The sequence below is a fragment of the Synechococcales cyanobacterium T60_A2020_003 genome, from assembly GCA_015272205.1.
Classification (GTDB): Bacteria; Cyanobacteriota; Cyanobacteriia; order RECH01; family RECH01; genus JACYMB01.
The window spans coordinates 1-4,383 of the sequence record JACYMB010000318.1 but is presented as its reverse complement, the minus strand read 5'-3'; the positions used below and the strand labels follow the sequence as shown (position 1 = coordinate 4,383).

The window sequence follows — 4,383 nt, the reverse complement described above, 5'->3', positions numbered from 1 at the left end:
ACGCCATTGCCGTGATCAATAAACACCACAATGTCAGATACCTTTAGACCAACCGATTGCAGCTTCTCAGCTCCTTCAATCGCACTTTTACCCGAAATCAAAATATCATCCACCACGACCACCGTTTCATCGGCAAGGAATTCGCCTTCCACCAATCGGCGCGTACCGTGGGCTTTCACCTCTTTGCGCGGAAAGATCATCGGATAGCCCAGGCGCAAGGAAAGTCCGGTCGCCGTGGGCAAGGAACCATAGGGAATTCCGGCAATCCGGTCAAAGGTGAGGGTTTGCAGAATCTCAGCGTAGGCCGAAATCACGGCATCAAAAATCTGAGGGTTAGAAATGATCGTACGAAGGTCAATGTAGTAGGGAAAGGTTGCGCCCGATGCCTGTACATACTCCCCAAACTGAAGACAGCCAATATCAAAAAGCTGCACAATCAAGTCTTCGTGGGGATGGCGATGGGGAAACGCCTGACTCGGCAACCAGACATCGCAACTGGGCGGATGGGCGATCGCCCCTGCTCGGACGGCGTTAATTTGCTGGCATAGGGCTTGAAGCTCTGGTTTTGGATCCGGCAAGGCCAGGAGTTCCTTCGGAGCCAACAGGATCAAGCCATCCCCATTGGAATTGAGTCCTACCCTGAGCAGTTCTTGCAGTTCGGTCTCATCCGTCCAGGTGTCCTGCACCAGCAGCGATCGCTCTGACATAATTGTGCGGATGCGAGCCAGCACCTCTGGACTCGCTCCCACTTCTAGCCCCACCTGATCCGGCGTGCCCCAGGTTTTGGCTTCTTGCACCAGTTTTAGATAAAAGGGGGTTTCTGGTGCGGGATAGGTTTGCAGCACCGGAGCCGAAGGATTAGCGGTGACCCCCAGCACAAAAACGGCCTTGTCGGGATAAACCAAAAATGGAGCCACCTGATCTTGCCCCGCAAAGGGACTGAGGGTGACAGCATCCACCTCCCACTCTCGAAAGATGGTTTCGGCAAAGATAGGGCTGGTGTTGAGGTGAGCGTATTTGGCATCCAAGATCACGGGAATATCCGAGGGGATTTTATGCAGAACCTCTCGGAGTAGGGTAATTCCCGCTGCGCCCAGAGCCAGGTAAAACTCTGGGATGATTTTGTAGGCACAGACGACCTCTGCGGTTTGCTCAATGAGCCGATGGAGCTGCGTTTTCCAATCCGTTAAGGGTGCGGCGTTGGTATCTGAAACTTGCGCGATCGCCCTGTTTTGTGCCCCGTTCTCTGACCGTTTTGACCTGTTCCATAGATCTGGATCGGGGTCGAGCCGAACGCAAAGCAGACTTTGGTGATGGGCGATCGCACCGTTGAGCTTATCAAAAAAGTTCATGGCCAGATTCCAACGCAGTCACAGATGAACCGTACAGATGTTGAGTCATACCCCGCCCCGTCCGGTGATGGTGAGAAACCACCCAGCGATCGCCAGGTGGCCTAACCGTGTGGACGTGGAACATTAGGTCTACAGAGCCAGCGCATTAATCATCGTAGACTCGGCATTCTGGCGCATCGGGATTCGCTTCACAGTAGAGCTGAAAGGCGGTTTTCTTAGGGGGTGTTGTTTGCTCCCGACGATGGGAGACTTCGGCTTGGAGTTCTTCGACCACATCCCAGGCCGCCGCCGCTTCGGAAGACGTTTCTCCCTTTTCGGCAGCCACTTGGCGGGCATAGTCGCGAGCGGCCTCAATTTCATCCTCGATATACAAGCGGCGCGGCCTTTCAACCAAGTGGCTCTTATGCAGCAGATCACCAATGGAAATGACCCCTAGCAACTCGCCCTCAATCACGGGCGCTTGGTGAATCCCGGTGTTTGCAAACAGACGAGCCACGTACTCTAGGCCTAAATCGGGACTGACGACAATGCACGGCTTGGTCATGATCTCATACACGCGAACCTTCCACGGATCCAGACCATAGGCTGCAACTTTGTACACCACATCCGTTTCAGTCACGATGCCGTAGGGATCGTCCAGGTTGCGTCGATCCACAATCAGCGTATGGATTTTGTGCCCCTTCATCAAGCTCACAGCGTCGGCAACCGTGGATGCACCGCTGATCGTGACGATTTTCGGGTTCATAACATCTTTGGCTTTTAACATTGCAGCACCTCCTCACTAAGGGTCTTAACGTTGTAGATTGGCACAAATTAAGGATTGATCTACGGGATGTGGCTAGGGTACGGGAACCTTGAGCAGATGCGCCGACAACATCTGTTCAAGCTGAGGACGACTCAACACCCCTTCCACCGAATCCACCAGTTCTCCCCGGTACAGCAAGTGTAGGGTAGGAACATGATGCACTTGATAGTACTTGGCAAGGGCAGGACTTAGATCAGTATCAATCTTGAGAACCTGAAGGCGATCGCCATACACTTTTGCAGAATGCTCCATAAAGAGGGACAGAAGACGACAGGGGCCTGACCACCGCGCCCAAAAATACAGTAAAGTCCAAGACTGAGATTTAAAAAGGTGGGTATTAAAGCTGGTGTCAGTTATTGACGTGACATTGTTAAGCATGGGATTTTAATCACTCGCCGTCATGATTGTGAACAGCCATCGCCGCAGTCGTCTCTCCATAATCTGTGATTGCAATCTGATCCACAGCGTGCCCAGACTTGTACGTCACAGATGCCAAAGACGGTCGCGTAGCGTCTCGCTTGGAGAATTGTGCTGAATCTACCTAGAAGGATAGAGTCTGCCCTGAACGTCAGAACAAACTCACTCAGCGTGCCATCCTAAAGATCCCGCTGCAAATCGTTGTTTGTGCAAGAGCCTTAAGAGGTGAAACCACTCAACCGCAGGTTACTTCCCTGCCACTGCCGCGACGCGTAGACAGAACAGACGCTCAAAACACTTCTTCTTCTGTCCGACGCTAAAGGGACGATAAGGTAAATATACCTAACGATAACCCTACACCTTTTTGTGAACATTTGTTAAGTACTTTAAGGACACCTCATCAATCAAGCCGATGCGTCAGACGGGACTTAATCCACGGCGTAAACATCCCGGCCACGCCCTAGGGCAAAACGCAGGGAATGGGCTACGTCCTTGCTGGAGCACGTCAGGAAAATCAAGATCCCCAGTCCGGTTAACCCACCACAAAATCCAAAAAGATTGGCATAGCCCACCTGATCCGCGACCGTTCCCAGGAGTGGCCCCGCTAAGGCAAGGCCGAGATCAAACCCCACCATACACACCCCAAAGGTGCGTCCTCGTTCATGAGGAAAGGAACGATCGGCCATGAGTGCAGCCACCATCGGAATAATCGTGCCCGATCCGGCTCCTTGAATCACGGCAGCGAGGAGGAACAGTTCGGCGCTAGTGGCCTGCCACAGTAACAGCATGGCGAGGGTGTACAAAATCAGGCTGATGGTAATAAACGGGCCACGACCGTACCGATCGGAGCCGGGGCCAGCCACGAGCCGTACCCCAAAACTGGCGATCGCCACTGCCGTATAAAACAAGCCCACATTCAGCTCTGCCCCTACGGATTTGATATACAGCGGCACAAAGGTGCTGAGCGTACCAAAGGATAGACCGACCAGCAGCATAATCACTGCCGGAACCCGAATGCGTGCATCCATCAGCAACGCCCAAAACTGGTTGGAGGCGATCGCCGCGTTTGGATTTTTAGGTGTCGGACATTCGCGCACCTTAGCCGTGCACATAAGCCCTAACATTCCCATGCCTGCCGACATCAAAAACACCACTTGGAAATTAAACCATTCCTGCAAAAAGCCCCCCAGTGCTGGCCCGATCGCCAATCCCAAAGGATTCACCAAGCTCATATAGCCAATTAACTCCCCTCGATTTTGGGGTGGCGATAAATCGACAACCAACGCACTGTAGGCCAACGCAAACGCCGCAATGCTAATCCCGTGAAAGGCGCGGAGGAGCATCAGCAGAGGCAGGGAGGCGGTAACACAGTAGCCTAATGGTGCCAGGGCGATCGCCCCCATCCCAATCAGCAATACACATTTACGTCCAGCCCGGTCGGTAAGCTTTGCCAACCACGCCCGCGATGCCAAGAGGCCGATGGCAAAGCACCCCATCACCATCCCCACTTGCTGGCTATTAGCCCCTGCACTCTGGATGTAGAGGGGTAACGTGGGCAGCAGAGATGCTAACCCAGACCAAAATAAAAGACCTGCTCCAAAGAGAATCAGCAGGTTGAATCGAGCCGATGGACTTAGCAGGGTAAAAACTTTCAAGAGTTGCGTCTTGTCGAGATTCAAAAAAATAGACAACAATAAGTAAACAATAACGACTAATGAACTACCCCGCCGCAAGCGGACGGGGTATCAGAATCAATCAGAATCAAAAAAGAGCAAGTTGCTCATCTCGGTGCAACTGGAGATACTCATT

At 52.7% G+C, this 4,383-nt stretch carries 4 protein-coding genes; all 4 read right to left on the bottom strand.

What is annotated here, in order from left to right; genetic code table 11:
• On the bottom strand, nt 1–1,352 hold a 1,352-nt coding region (gene pyrE, locus IGR76_15710), incomplete at its 3' end, for an orotate phosphoribosyltransferase (GenBank protein ID MBF2079918.1).
• Nucleotides 1,353–1,497: 145 nt separating this feature from the next.
• Nucleotides 1,498–2,118, bottom strand: coding sequence for a CBS domain-containing protein (locus tag IGR76_15705; GenBank protein ID MBF2079917.1), 621 nt, complete (start codon nt 2,116–2,118; stop codon nt 1,498–1,500).
• Nucleotides 2,119–2,190: 72 nt separating this feature from the next.
• A complete protein-coding gene (locus IGR76_15700; protein MBF2079916.1) occupies nt 2,191–2,535 on the bottom strand; it encodes a thioredoxin family protein in 345 nt (114 codons plus the stop codon).
• Between the two features lie 467 nt (nt 2,536–3,002).
• The gene (locus IGR76_15695) at nt 3,003–4,265 is read right to left on the bottom strand and encodes an MFS transporter (protein ID MBF2079915.1); all 1,263 of its coding nucleotides are present in this window, start codon (nt 4,263–4,265) and stop codon (nt 3,003–3,005) included.
• Nucleotides 4,266–4,383 lie beyond the last annotated feature (118 nt).